Source organism: Pseudomonas sp. JE3303 (assembly GCF_056312565.1).
Genome location: NZ_JBWGIF010000002.1, coordinates 157,964 through 170,456, shown reverse-complemented (window position 1 = coordinate 170,456; position 12,493 = coordinate 157,964). Strand labels below are relative to the sequence as shown.

Sequence of the window (12,493 nt, the reverse complement as noted above, 5' to 3'; positions counted from 1 at the left end):
TCAGTTCCCTTTCTTGTCGTTGAGAATGCGGTATTCGGCGCTGCGGGCGTGGGCGGTCAGCGACTCGCCACGGGCCAGGACGGAGGCGGTCCGGCCCAGCTCGGAGGCACCCTGCTCGGAGCAGAAGATGATCGACGAACGCTTCTGGAAGTCATACACGCCCAACGGTGACGAGAACCGCGCGGTGCCGGAAGTCGGCAGCACGTGGTTGGGGCCTGCGCAGTAGTCGCCAAGGGCTTCGCTGGTGTGGCGGCCCATGAAGATCGCGCCGGCGTGGCGAATGTGCGGCAGCCAGGCCTGCGGGTCGGCCACCGACAGCTCCAGGTGCTCGGGCGCGATGCGGTTCACCACGTCCATGGCCTGCTGCATGTCACGGACGTGAATCAACGCGCCCCGGCCATTGATGGACGTACGGATGATCTCTGCACGTTCCATGGTAGGCATCAGCTTGTCGATGCTGGCCGCGACCCGGTCGAGGAACTCGGCGTCCGGGCTGACCAGGATGGCCTGGGCGTCTTCGTCGTGTTCGGCCTGGGAGAACAGGTCCATGGCGATCCAGTCCGGATCGGTCTGGCCGTCACAGACGACGAGGATTTCCGAAGGACCGGCGATCATGTCGATGCCGACCTGGCCGAACACATGGCGCTTGGCAGTGGCCACATAGATGTTGCCTGGCCCGACGATCTTGTCGACCTGAGGCACGCTCTCGGTGCCATAGGCCAGGGCCGCGACCGCCTGGGCGCCACCGACGGTGAACACGCGGTCGACGCCGGCGATGCAGGCGGCCGCGAGCACCAGTTCGTTGATCTCTCCACGGGGGGTCGGCACCACCATGACGACTTCGCCAACGCCTGCGACCTTGGCCGGGATGGCGTTCATGAGTACCGACGAAGGATAGGACGCCTTGCCGCCCGGCACATACAGGCCCGCCCGGTCCAGCGGCGTGACCTTCTGGCCCAGCACCGTGCCGTCGGCCTCGGTGTACTGCCAGGAGTCCTGCTTCTGCCGCTCGTGATAGCTGCGCACACGGTTGGCAGCGAGTTCCAGGGCTTCACGCTGGGCAGGAGTGATACGAGTCAGGGCCAGCTCAAGACGCTCGCGGTCGAGGATCAGGTCGCTGATGCGGGTGGCCGGTACGCCATCGAAACGCTGGGTGAACTCCACCAGCGCGGCATCGCCACGCTCGCGCACGGCCTTGATGATGTCCAGGACACGCTGGTTGACCGCCTCATCGGACACGCTCTCCCAGCTCAGCAGGTGATCCAGATGTCGGGCAAAATCCGGGTCGGCAGCGTTGAGACGGGCGATTGCAGTGGACACGGTCATGGCGAGGGCCTCGATTATTAGCGAATGCTCAGGCGCCCAAGGCTACCAGTCCATCCGCGCGGGCACCCGAGATTAAAGGCTATGACGCGGATAGACGGGCGCGACAGCAGAGGTCGCGCGTTCAAGTCAGCCGCGGTGTCGCGATTCGACCGCCTGGCGCAGCGTGTCGATCAGGCTCTGGATGCGGGCATGCTGCATCTTCATCGATGCCTTGTTGACCACCAGCCGGGAGGTGATGTCGGCGATCCATTCCTGGGGTTCCAGGCCATTGGCGCGCAGGGTGTTGCCGGTATCGACCACGTCGATGATCTTGTCGGCCAGGTTGATCAGCGGCGCCAGCTCCATCGAGCCGTACAGCTTGATGATGTCGACCTGGCGGCCCTGTTCGGCGTAGTAGCGCTTGGCGACATTGACGAACTTGGTCGCCACGCGCAGACGGCCCTTGGGCTCTGGCGCACCGACCGCGCCGGCGGTCATCAGCTTGCAGCGGGCGATCTGCAGGTCCAGGGGCTCATAAAGGCCCTGGCCGCCGTACTCCATCAGCACGTCCTTGCCAGCAACGCCCAGGTCGGCGGCACCATGCTCGACGTAGGTCGGCACGTCGGTGGCACGTACGATGAGCAGGCGCACATCGGCCTGGGTCGTAGGGATGATGAGCTTGCGGCTCTTGTCCGGATTCTCGGTCGGCACGATACCGGCCTCGGCCAGCAGTGGCAGGGTGTCGTCGAGAATACGGCCCTTGGATAGCGCGATGGTCAACATGGAAACGTCGGTCCTTAAGCGGCTACAGCCGGCCGGGCCATGGCCCGGCCGCATTCGATTCGTTTGGCGCGTCCCTGCGCCAGTCACAGACTAGCCCGGCACGCGACGGATCTTCGCGCCCAGCATCTGCAGTTTTTCCTCGATGCACTCGTAACCACGGTCTATGTGGTAGATGCGGTCGATGAGGGTATCGCCTTCGGCTACCAGGGCCGACAGCACAAGGCTGGCCGAAGCCCGCAGGTCGGTCGCCATGACCGGAGCACCCTTGAGGGTCTTGGTGCCGGTGACGATGGCGGTGTTGCCTTCGACCTGGATCTGCGCGCCCATGCGGTGCATCTCGTATACGTGCATGAAGCGGTTTTCGAAGATCGTCTCGATCACTGCGCCCGTGCCTTCGGCAATGGCGTTGAGCGAGATGAACTGGGCCTGCATGTCGGTCGGGAACGCCGGATACGGAGCGGTGCGCAGGTTGACGGCCTTGGGCCGCTTGCCATGCATGTTCAGCTCGATCCAGTCCTCACCGGTAGTGAGGTCGGCGCCGGCTTCCTTGAGCTTCTCGAGGACGGCCTCGAGGATGGTCGGATCGGTGTCCTTGACCTTGACGCGGCCACCGGTGACGGCAGCGGCGACGAGGTAGGTGCCGGTCTCGATACGGTCGGGCATCACGCGGTAGTTGGCCGAGTGCAGGCGCTCGACGCCATCGATGGTGATGGTGTCGGTGCCAGCGCCCTGCACGTTCGCGCCCATGGCGATCAGGAAGTTGGCCAGGTCGACCACCTCAGGCTCGCGCGCGGCGTTCTGCAGGACGCTGCGGCCGCGGGCCAGGGCTGCCGCCATCATGATGTTCTCGGTACCGGTCACGCTGACCGTATCGAAGAAGAAGTGAGCGCCACGCAGGCCGCCTTCAGGCGCCTTGGCCTTGATGTAGCCGCCTTCGACTTCGATCTTCGCGCCCATGGCTTCGAGGCCACGGATGTGCAGGTCGACCGGACGCGAACCGATGGCGCAACCGCCCGGCAGGGCGACTTCAGCCTCACCGAAGCGCGCGACCATGGGGCCGAGCACCAGGATCGAGGCACGCATGGTCTTGACCAGCTCGTAGGGTGCGACCAGGGTCTTGATAGTGCGCGGGTCGATTTCCACGGCCAGCTTTTCGTCGATCACAGGCTCGATGCCCATGCGCCCGAACAGCTCGATCATGGTGGTGATGTCGTGCAGGTGCGGCAGGTTGCCGACCGTGACCGGCCCATCGGCCAGCAGGGTCGCGGCCAGGATCGGCAGGGCAGCGTTCTTCGCCCCGGAAATGCGGATCTCGCCGTCAAGGCGTGCGCCGCCAGTAATAATCAGTTTGTCCATTGGAGTCTCGCCGCCAAGTTGGCTCAGGTGCGCTCAGCCCAGGCTGCGCTGCTGAAAAATTTCATGGTTACCGCATGGATACTGCCATCGGCAATCCACGGGTTCAGGTGAGCATAGATCGCTTGCTGACGCTTGACCGGGCTCAGGCCAGCCAGCTCATCGCTGATGACGTTCAACTGGAAGTTGCAGCCTTCACCCTCTACTTCTACACGGGTTCCCGGCAATTTTTCTTCAAGGAAGCTTTTAACTTCTACGGCCTGCATGCTCAACCTCAATCGGCGCCCTGTGCGCGCGGGTCGGCCATCATACAAAAAAGCCCCCCGCCTGCGAAGCCCATGAACGAGCTCGCTGACCGAGGGGCCGCCTTGATGCTGTGGGCCATCAGCCCGCCAGCACCTCTTCCAGGTCATAGACCTGGGCAATTTCCTGCATGTCTTCGGGTATGCCGCGCAACTGGAAGGTCTTCCCGGCGGACTGGCCATCACGCATGAAGGCCAGCAGCAGCGACAATCCGACACTCGAAGACTTGACCACCTCGGAGCAGTCAAGCACCAGCCGCGGCTCTCGGCAGGCGCCGATCAGCACCTTGCCTTCCTTGCGCAGGGCCGGACCGCTACGGTAGTCGAGCACGCCTGCCAGGCGCAGGACGCCCGGCTCGGCCATGCTTACGCCCGCCTCGCTCATTGCACTTCCTTCTCGGGCGAGGTTTCGGCGGTCTGCTTGGCCTTGGCGACTTCACCTGCCCAACCGTCGATGGTCTTGTCCAGATCGTTGCCATTGCGCGACATGGCATCGGCGAACTGATCGCGGAACAGCTTGCCGATGTTGATGCCATTGACGATCACGTTACGCACCTTCCACTCGCCGCCGATTTTCTCCAGGGTGTAGGAAACCGGATACATCGCACCGTTGTTGCCGGTCACTTTCATGCCGACGCTGGTGCGCTCGCCGCTTTCATCCTTGGCGGGATCGACCTTGATGCCCTGGTTGTTGTATTCCAGCAGGGCATTGCCATAGAACTGCATCAGGCTGCGCTTGAAGTTTTCCTGGAAGCGCTGCATCTGCGCGGGTGTCGCCTTGCGCGAATACTTGACGGTCATGATGCTTCTGGAGATGCCATCGGCATCGACGACCGGGCCCAGGATCTCGTTGAGCGCCTGGTAGAAGGCCTCGCGGTTGGTCTGGTAGGTCTGCTTGTTGGCCTGAAGGTCGGCCAGCAGCTTGTCGGTGGTGCCCTGGATCACCTCATGGGCCGATTGGCCGGGTGCCGCCATTGCCAGCATCGGCAGGGATGCCAGCAGAACCAACAGGCCACGTCGCAGAATCGAGATCATGAAAACTCCTTATTCGCTTGTCTATTTAGCTTCTTTGCCAACGGAATTGAGCAGGAACTTGCCAATCAGATCTTCCAGCACCAGCGACGACTGGGTGTCATGGATGACACCTTCATCCTTGAGCACCGCCTCCTCGCCGCCCACGCTCAGACCAATGTACTTCTCGCCGAGCAACCCGGCGGTCAGGATCGAGGCAGTGGAGTCGGTCGGCAGGTTGTCGACCGACTTGTCCAGCTGCAGCGTCACCCGACCGGTATAGGAATCGCGGTCCAGGTCGATGGCGGTGACCTTGCCGATGGTCACGCCGGCCATGGTCACCTTGGCTCTGACAGTCAAACCGGCGATATTGTCGAAGTAGGCATAAACTTTATAGGTATCGGTACTCGGGCTGGCGGACAGGCCACTGACGCGCAGGGCCAGCAGCAGCAGCGCCAGGATTCCGGCCAGGAGGAACAGGCCGACACCGATTTCCAGGGTGCGGTTTTGCATCAGAAATCTCCAAACATCAAAGCGGTCAGAATAAAGTCCAGACCCAGTACTGCCAGCGAGGCATAGACCACGGTCTTGGTGGTGGCACGGCTGATCCCCTCTGAGGTGGGCTCGCAGTCGTAGCCCTGGAATACGGCAATCCAGGTGACGACGAAGGCAAAGACCAGGCTCTTGGCCAGGCCGTTCAATACGTCGTCGGTGAAGGAGACACTGTTCTGCATGTTCGCCCAGAACGAACCTTCGTAGACGCCGAGCCAGTCGACGGCGACCCACGAGCCACCCCAGATGCCCACCACGCTGAAGATCAGCGCCAGCAGCGGCAGTGAGATGAAGCCCGCCCACAGGCGCGGGGCGACGATGTACTTGAGTGGGTCGACGCCGATCATTTCAAGGCTCGACAGCTGCTCGGTGGATTTCATGTTGCCGATCTCGGCGGTCAGCGCCGAACCGGCCCGGCCTGCGAACAGCAACGCGGTGACCACCGGCCCCAGTTCGCGCAGCAGCGTCAGGGCAACCATCTGCCCCACTGCCTGCTCGGAACCGTACTGGGTCAGGATGCTGTATCCCTGGAGCGCCAGCACCATGCCGATGAACACCCCCGACACGACGATGATCGCCAGCGACAGCACGCCGACCGAATAGAGCTGCTTGACCAGCAGCTGGAAGCTGCCGCCGATGCCGCCACGGCCGATCAATGCATGTCCCAGGAACAGGCATGAGCGGCCTAGCACCGCGATCACATCAATGGCCGAGCGGCCGAACAGGCGCACGCGTTCGAGTAACGATTTCTTGCGCATCAACGCGTCCCCAGCAGATCGGCGCGGTAATCAGGCGCAGGAAAATGGAATGGTACCGGACCGTCCGGGTCACCCTTCATGAATTGGCGGATGCGCGGGTTGTCCGAGCCCATCAGCTCGCCAGGCGTCCCCTGCCCTAGCACCTGGCCATCACCCACCACGTAGATGTAGTCGGCGATGCTCGCGGTCTCGGCCAGGTCGTGGGACACCACGATGCTGGTGATCCCCAGGGCGTCGTTGAGCAGGCGGATCAGGCGCACCAGCACGCCCATGGCGATCGGATCCTGGCCGACGAATGGCTCGTCATACATCAGTATCTGCGGATCCAGTGCAATGGCCCGGGCCAGCGCCACGCGGCGCTTCATGCCACCGGAGAGCTCGTCGGGCATGAGCTCGATGGCGCCGCGCAGGCCCACGGCCTGCAGTTTCATCAGCACGATGTCGCGGATCATCTCTTCGGACAGCTGGGTGTGCACGCGCAGCGGAAAGGCGACGTTCTCGAAGACATCGAGGTCGGTGAACAGGGCGCCGCTCTGGAACAGCACGCCCATCTGCTTGCGGGCGTCGAAGAGATCGCCTCGGGACAATGTCGGCAGGTTCTGCCCAGCGACCCACACCTCGCCGCTGGACGGGCGCAGCTGTGCGCCCATCAGGCGCAGCAGCGTAGTCTTGCCGCAGCCTGAAGGGCCCATGATGCCAGTCACCTTGCCACGGGGAATACGTATGTCGACATTGTTGAAAATGCTGCGCGAACCGCGCTTGAAGGTGACGCCCTTCAACTCGACCGCCCAGGCGCTATCCACACTCATCTTGACTCCTTGCGATGCGGCCTCGTCAACTAGACGTCTGCCCCCATCATGGAGGCACACACGCCCCCGAGCGGGCCGGACAGCGGCGAACTATAGCACCCGACGCAGGTGCGCCCCAAGACCGTCACCGCACTCGTTCAGCGCGGCGACGGCCACCGGTGACCAAGGTGTGACAATGACAAGGTGAGGGTTTCTCACATTGTCGCTATAATCGGCGACTTTTCATCAGGCAATCCTTTTTCCGCTATGAGCCAATCCAGCGAGCTGATCCAATCCGCCCAGCGCACCCTGCGCCTGGAACTCGAAGCCGTAGAAGGCCTGAAGGCCCGTATCGACGCCAGTTTCGTGAAGGCGTGCGAGCTGATCCTGGCCAGCACTGGCCGCGTCGTGGTGGTCGGGATGGGCAAGTCGGGTCATATCGGCAACAAGATCGCCGCGACCCTTGCCAGCACCGGCACGCCGGCGTTCTTCGTGCACCCGGCCGAAGCCAGTCATGGCGACATGGGCATGATCACCCGTGACGATGTCATCCTGGCGCTGTCGAATTCCGGCAGCACTGTCGAGATCATCACCCTGCTGCCGCTGATCAAGCGCCTGGGCATCAAGATGATCAGCCTGACCGGCAACCCGGACTCGCCGCTGGCCCAGGCCGCCGAGGCCAATCTCGACGCCCGCGTGGAGCACGAGGCCTGCCCGCTGAACCTTGCGCCCACGTCGTCGACCACGGCGGCACTGGTGCTCGGCGATGCGCTCGCGATCGCCCTGCTCGAAGCCCGCGGATTCACCGCCGAGGACTTCGCATTCTCGCACCCGGGCGGTGCCCTTGGCCGCCGCCTGCTGCTCAAGGTCGAGAACGTGATGCACTCGGGCGCCGAACTGCCCCAGGTGCAACGCGGCACCCTGCTCAAGGACGCCCTCCTTGAAATGTCTCGCAAAGGTCTGGGCATGACCGTCATCGCCGAGGCCGACGGACGGCTGGCCGGCATCTTTACTGACGGCGACCTGCGCCGCAGCCTGGACCGGAACATCGATGTGCACACCACCCGCATCGAGGAAGTCATGACGGTCCATGGCAAGACAGCACGCCCCGACATGCTCGCTGCCGAGGCATTGAAGATCATGGAAGACCACAAGATTGGCGCGCTGGTCGTGGTCGACAAGGCCGACCTTCCGGTCGGCGCCCTGAACATGCATGACCTGCTACGCGCCGGAGTAATGTGATGAACGACGAACTGATGCAACGCGGCAAGGCGATCAAGCTGGCAGTCTTCGATGTCGATGGCGTCCTGACCGATGGCCGCCTGTACTTTCTCGAGGATGGCAGCGAGTTCAAGACCTTCAATACGCTCGACGGCCAGGGCATCAAGATGCTCATGGCCTCGGGCGTGACCACGGCGATCATCAGCGGGCGCAAGACTCCGGTGGTAGAGCGGCGCGCCAGGAACCTGGGCATACCGCACCTGTTCCAGGGCCGCGAGGACAAGCTGGTGGTGCTGGACGGGCTTCTGGCCGAACTCGATCTAAGCTATGAGCAGGTCGCCTACCTGGGCGATGATCTCCCGGACCTGCCGGTGATCCGCCGCGTGGGCCTGGGCATGGCCGTAGCCAGCGCCGCCCCCTTCGTACGCCAGCATGCCCACGGTGTTACCCTGGCCCGCGGCGGCGAAGGTGCCGCGCGCGAGTTCTGTGAACTGATCCTGCAGGCCCAGGGCAACCTGGACGCCGCCAACGCCCATTACCTGTAGAGCCAGACATGTTCAGCAAGAAAATCCGCACCATCGCGCTTTTCAGCGTGATTACCGCCCTGCTTGTGGCGGTCGGCTACTGGAACATCAGCCCGGAGAGCTTCCTCGACAAGCCGGTGGCGCAGGTGGACGAGAGCGCGATCGACTACTATGCGGTCAACGCCCATACCGTGCAGTTCATGCCGGACGGCAAGCTGCAGTACGAGATGACCGCCGACAAGGTCGAGCACCTGAAGGCCAGCGAAGTCACCCTGCTCACCACGCCGGACCTGCATCTGTATCGCGGCACGGAGTTCCCGTGGCATGTGCAGAGCGAACGCGCCGAGGTCAACCCCGACGGCACCGAGGTGGAGCTTATCGACTCGGTACGGGTCGCCCGCATCGACGAAAAAAAGCGCGAGATGATCATCACCAGCTCCCGCATGACCGTATTCCCGCAGAAGCAATATGCGCAAACCGAGCAAGCCGTTAGAATCGACGGCGCCGGTGGCACCACTACGGGCAATGGAATGAAAGCGTATTTGAAAGACGGCAGGATGGACCTGCTGTCCAACGTAAGAGGACAGTATGAGGCTCGTTAAAACCCTCCCTTTTTTGCTCAGCCTGAGCGCAGCACTGGGAAGCGCGAGCGCCTGGGCCCTGCCAACCGACCGTGACCAGCCGATCCGCATCCAGGCCGACAACGCGCACCTGGATGACAAGCAAGGCGTGGCCACCTACACGGGCGATGTCATCATCACCCAAGGGTCGATGAAGATCACCGGCAATACCGTGACCCTCACCCGCGCCGCCAACGGCGACATCGACGTGGTCACCTCGGTGGGCAACCTGGCCTACTTCGAGCAGCAGCAGAGCGCTGCCAAGCCCGACAAGATGAAAGGCTGGGCGGTCACCATCCAGTACCAGTCCCAGAAAGAGCTGGTGATCCTCACCGACCGCGCCAAGGTCGAGAACGAGGGCAATACCACCGAAGGCGAGAAGATCGTCTACAACACCCAGACCCAGGTGGCCACCGCCGGCCGTGGCGGCAACGTGACCACGCCGCGCCAGCGTATCGACATGGTGATCCAGCCGAAGAAGAAGGCCGAGTAAATGGCGACCCTCAAAGCCCAGCATCTGGCCAAGAGCTACAAGAGCCGGCAAGTCGTGCGCGATGTCAGCCTGTCGATCGACAGTGGCCAGATCGTCGGCCTGCTTGGCCCCAACGGCGCCGGCAAGACCACCTGCTTCTACATGATCGTCGGCCTGGTGCAGGCTGACCAGGGCCGTGTGCTGATCGATGACCTGGACGTCAGCCACCAGCCCATGCACGGCCGCGCCAAGGCCGGTATCGGCTATCTGCCGCAGGAAGCGTCGATCTTCCGCAAGCTTTCGGTAGCCGACAACATCATGGCGATCCTCGAGACCCGCAAGGACATCGATCGCGACGGCCGCCGCAAGGAGCTGGAAAGCCTGCTGCAGGAGTTCCACATCAGCCATATCCGCGACAACCTGGGCATGAGCCTGTCCGGCGGCGAGCGCCGCCGTGTCGAGATCGCCCGCGCCCTGGCGACCGCTCCGAAGTTCATCCTGCTCGACGAGCCCTTTGCCGGTGTCGACCCGATCTCGGTCGGCGACATCAAGCAGATCATCCATCACCTCAAGGCCAAGGGGATCGGCGTGCTGATCACCGACCACAACGTCCGCGAGACTCTGGATATCTGCGAAACTGCATACATCGTCAACGATGGCCAACTGATCGCCGAAGGCGACGCTGAAACCATCCTGGCGAATGACCTGGTCAAGGAGGTTTACCTGGGCCACGAGTTCCGGCTCTAGGTCAGGTTGGCCTGGGCACTGGCAATCCGGCTGGTTTACGGCTTAATTGTTACAGTGCTCTAGGCAAACGCTCCAATTTCAGGCATATAACTTGCTTAAAATTGGCGCTTCGGCGCCGCTGTGTAGTGGATGGCGCATGTGCGCCGGCGAATAAGGTGTTAAGCCCCTGCCATGAAACCATCGCTCGTCCTAAAAATGGGCCAGCAACTGACGATGACCCCGCAGTTGCAACAGGCCATCCGTCTGCTCCAGCTCTCGACCCTGGACCTTCAGCAGGAAATCCAGGAAGCGCTGGAGTCCAATCCCATGCTCGAACGCCAGGAAGACGGCGAAGATTTCGACAACAGCGACCCCATGGCTGACAACCCCGAAAGCAAGCCGCCTGCCGAAACGCAGGAGACCAGCTTCCAGGAGAGCGCGCCTACCGTCGAAAATCTCGAGGAGGGCGACTGGGGCGAGCGCATCCCCAACGAGCTTCCCGTCGACACCGCCTGGGAAGACATCTACCAGACCAGCGCCAGCAGCCTGCCCAGCAACGACGATGACGAGTGGGACTTCACCACCCGGACCTCGGTTGGCGAAAGCCTGCAGAGCCACCTGCTATGGCAGTTGAACCTGGCGCCCATGTCCGACACCGATCGGCTGATCGCGGTGACGCTGATCGACTGCATCAATCCCCAGGGCTACCTGGAAGAATCCCTGGAGGAGGTCTGCGCCTCCTTCGACGCCGAACTGGACATCGAGCTGGACGAAGTGGAAGCCGTGTTGCACCGCATCCAGCAGTTCGAGCCCGCTGGCATCGGCGCGCGCACCTTGAGCGAATGCCTGTTGCTGCAACTGCGCCAGCTGCCTGCGAAGACGCCGTGGATGGCCGAGGCGCAGCGCCTGGTCAGCGAGTTCATCGACTTGCTCGGCGGGCGCGACTACAGCCAGTTGATGCGCCGCATGAAGCTCAAGGAAGATGAACTGCGCCAGGTCATCGAACTGGTGCAGAGTCTCAATCCGCGCCCAGGTTCGCAGATCGAGTCGAGCGAGCCCGAGTACGTGGTGCCCGACGTGATCGTGCGCAAGGACAGCGAGCGCTGGCTGGTGGAGCTGAACCAGGAGGCCGTGCCACGGCTGCGGGTCAACCCGCAATACGCAGGCTTCGTGCGCCGCGCCGACACCAGCGCCGACAACACCTTCATGCGCAATCAGCTGCAGGAGGCCCGCTGGTTCATCAAGAGCCTGCAGAGCCGCAACGAGACGCTGATGAAGGTCGCCACGCAGATCGTCGAGCACCAGCGCGGCTTCCTGGACCACGGCGACGAGGCCATGAAGCCATTGGTGCTGCACGATATCGCCGAGGCGGTGGGCATGCACGAGTCGACCATTTCGCGCGTCACCACGCAAAAATACATGCACACTCCACGCGGCATTTACGAGCTGAAGTACTTTTTCTCCAGCCACGTAAGTACTTCAGAAGGCGGTGAATGCTCGTCCACGGCGATCCGCGCGATCATCAAGAAACTGGTTGCGGCCGAAAATCAGAAAAAGCCATTGAGTGACAGCAAGATCGCTGGTTTACTGGAGGCACAAGGCATCCAGGTAGCCCGTCGCACCGTCGCCAAGTATCGCGAGTCTCTCGGCATCGCACCGTCGAGCGAACGCAAGCGACTGATGTAGCCCCCGGATGTGCCACCGCGGTTCAGTGGCAGGTGCAACACCTGCCTCTATTGCACGGGCAACAAAAGGAGAAGCTGTATGCAAGTCAACATCAGTGGACACCATGTAGAAGTCACCCCTCCCCTGCGCGACTATGTCGAGCAGAAGCTGAAACGGCTGGAGGGTCACTTCGACAAGATCACCAACGTGCAGGTCATCATGAAGGTCGAGAAGTTGCAGCAGAAGGTCGAAGCGACCCTGCAGATTCCCGGCGGTGAAGTGGTAGCCAATGCCGAGCACGAAGACATGTATGCAGCTATAGACGCCCTTACCGACAAGCTCGACCGCCAACTGAAAAAACACAAGGAAAAACAGCAAAGCCTGCTGCAAGGTGCAGCTGCTCGCTGATCCCG

The 12,493-nt window shown here is 62.6% G+C and carries 16 protein-coding genes; 7 read left to right on the top strand and 9 right to left on the bottom strand.

Features of this window, described 5'->3' with window-relative positions; genetic code table 11:
- The 9 genes from hisD to AC0ZZU_RS04185 all read right to left on the bottom strand — a co-directional run bounded on the left by hisD (position 1) and on the right by AC0ZZU_RS04185 (position 6,873).
- Positions 1-1,326: a histidinol dehydrogenase gene (hisD, locus tag AC0ZZU_RS04225; protein ID WP_476339298.1), complete on the bottom strand. Its 1,326-nt coding sequence runs from the start codon at positions 1,324-1,326 to the stop codon at positions 1-3.
- Positions 1,327-1,452: 126 nt separating this feature from the next.
- Positions 1,453-2,088: an ATP phosphoribosyltransferase gene (gene hisG, locus AC0ZZU_RS04220; protein ID WP_158459432.1), complete on the bottom strand. Its 636-nt coding sequence runs from the start codon at positions 2,086-2,088 to the stop codon at positions 1,453-1,455.
- 90 nt (positions 2,089-2,178) lie between these two features.
- On the bottom strand, positions 2,179-3,444 hold the full coding sequence (murA, locus tag AC0ZZU_RS04215; RefSeq protein WP_476339297.1) for a UDP-N-acetylglucosamine 1-carboxyvinyltransferase: 1,266 nt from the start codon (positions 3,442-3,444) through the stop codon (positions 2,179-2,181).
- Positions 3,445-3,467: 23 nt separating this feature from the next.
- A complete protein-coding gene (locus AC0ZZU_RS04210) occupies positions 3,468-3,707 on the bottom strand; it encodes a BolA family protein (RefSeq protein WP_476339296.1) in 240 nt (79 codons plus the stop codon).
- A gap of 118 nt (positions 3,708-3,825) precedes the next feature.
- The gene (locus AC0ZZU_RS04205) at positions 3,826-4,128 is read right to left on the bottom strand and encodes an STAS domain-containing protein (RefSeq protein WP_476339295.1); all 303 of its coding nucleotides are present in this window, start codon (positions 4,126-4,128) and stop codon (positions 3,826-3,828) included.
- Complete coding sequence (locus tag AC0ZZU_RS04200; protein ID WP_476339294.1) at positions 4,125-4,778, bottom strand: MlaC/ttg2D family ABC transporter substrate-binding protein; 654 nt, start codon at positions 4,776-4,778, stop codon at positions 4,125-4,127. Before AC0ZZU_RS04200 ends, AC0ZZU_RS04205 begins: the two co-directional genes overlap by 4 nt.
- Positions 4,779-4,799: 21 nt before the next feature.
- Entirely contained in the window at positions 4,800-5,267 is a 468-nt protein-coding gene (mlaD, locus tag AC0ZZU_RS04195; RefSeq protein ID WP_158459428.1) for an outer membrane lipid asymmetry maintenance protein MlaD, read from the bottom strand.
- The gene (gene mlaE, locus AC0ZZU_RS04190; RefSeq protein ID WP_476339293.1) at positions 5,267-6,064 is read right to left on the bottom strand and encodes a lipid asymmetry maintenance ABC transporter permease subunit MlaE; all 798 of its coding nucleotides are present in this window, start codon (positions 6,062-6,064) and stop codon (positions 5,267-5,269) included. The genes mlaD and mlaE overlap by 1 nt, the downstream gene beginning before the upstream one ends.
- Positions 6,064-6,873 (bottom strand): ATP-binding cassette domain-containing protein, encoded by an 810-nt coding sequence (locus tag AC0ZZU_RS04185; RefSeq protein WP_476339292.1) that lies wholly within the window; start codon positions 6,871-6,873, stop codon positions 6,064-6,066. Before AC0ZZU_RS04185 ends, mlaE begins: the two co-directional genes overlap by 1 nt.
- Before the next feature lie 246 nt (positions 6,874-7,119).
- Here AC0ZZU_RS04185 and AC0ZZU_RS04180 point away from each other — a divergent pair, with 246 nt between their 5' ends.
- The 7 genes from AC0ZZU_RS04180 (at position 7,120) to hpf (ending at position 12,488) form a co-directional block, all read left to right on the top strand.
- Positions 7,120-8,094, top strand: coding sequence for a KpsF/GutQ family sugar-phosphate isomerase (locus tag AC0ZZU_RS04180; RefSeq protein ID WP_476339291.1), 975 nt, complete (start codon positions 7,120-7,122; stop codon positions 8,092-8,094).
- Positions 8,094-8,618, top strand: a complete 525-nt coding sequence (locus tag AC0ZZU_RS04175; protein ID WP_476339290.1) for a KdsC family phosphatase — start codon at positions 8,094-8,096, stop codon at positions 8,616-8,618. The genes AC0ZZU_RS04180 and AC0ZZU_RS04175 overlap by 1 nt, the downstream gene beginning before the upstream one ends.
- Positions 8,619-8,626: 8 nt before the next feature.
- A complete protein-coding gene (gene lptC / locus AC0ZZU_RS04170) occupies positions 8,627-9,199 on the top strand; it encodes an LPS export ABC transporter periplasmic protein LptC (RefSeq protein WP_476339289.1) in 573 nt (190 codons plus the stop codon).
- Positions 9,186-9,710: a lipopolysaccharide transport periplasmic protein LptA gene (gene lptA, locus AC0ZZU_RS04165; RefSeq protein ID WP_158459422.1), complete on the top strand. Its 525-nt coding sequence runs from the start codon at positions 9,186-9,188 to the stop codon at positions 9,708-9,710. Before lptC ends, lptA begins: the two co-directional genes overlap by 14 nt.
- On the top strand, positions 9,711-10,436 hold the full coding sequence (gene lptB / locus AC0ZZU_RS04160; RefSeq protein ID WP_158459421.1) for an LPS export ABC transporter ATP-binding protein: 726 nt from the start codon (positions 9,711-9,713) through the stop codon (positions 10,434-10,436).
- Positions 10,437-10,607: 171 nt separating this feature from the next.
- Positions 10,608-12,101 carry an RNA polymerase factor sigma-54 gene (locus AC0ZZU_RS04155; RefSeq protein ID WP_476339288.1) on the top strand — a complete coding sequence of 498 codons (1,494 nt, stop codon included), beginning with the start codon at positions 10,608-10,610 and terminating at the stop codon, positions 12,099-12,101.
- Positions 12,102-12,179: 78 nt separating this feature from the next.
- The gene (gene hpf / locus AC0ZZU_RS04150; protein WP_158459419.1) at positions 12,180-12,488 is read left to right on the top strand and encodes a ribosome hibernation-promoting factor, HPF/YfiA family; all 309 of its coding nucleotides are present in this window, start codon (positions 12,180-12,182) and stop codon (positions 12,486-12,488) included.
- Positions 12,489-12,493: the final 5 nt, after the last annotated feature.